This window comes from Streptomyces sp. P9(2023) (genome assembly GCF_032436795.1).
Lineage (GTDB): Bacteria > Actinomycetota > Actinomycetes > Streptomycetales > Streptomycetaceae > Streptomyces.
Genome location: NZ_JAUPWM010000592.1, coordinates 1 through 261 on the forward strand (window position 1 = coordinate 1; position 261 = coordinate 261).

The 261-nt window shown below is 65.9% G+C and carries 1 pseudogene; it reads right to left on the bottom strand.

Annotated elements, in window-relative coordinates:
* Positions 1–261 (bottom strand): annotated as a pseudogene (locus Q5762_RS38810) (AMP-binding protein); the annotation flags it as partial.

Here is a 261-nt window from a genome sequence, read left to right on the forward strand (position 1 = left end):
CGTCGCCGGTGTCGAACCAGCCATCCGGGGTCAGCACCTGTTCGTCGCGCCCGAAATAGCTTTCGATGACCCAATGGCCGCGGATCTGCAGATGCCCCTGAGTCTGGCCGTCATGCGGCAGCGCCGTGCCGAATTCGTCCACGATGCGCAGGTTCACCCCCCATGGCGGGCGGCCCTGCGCGGTGCGAATACGGATCTTTTCGTCGGGCGACAACCCGTCGTGCCGCGCCAGCAATTGATTGAGCGTGCCAAGCGGGCTGG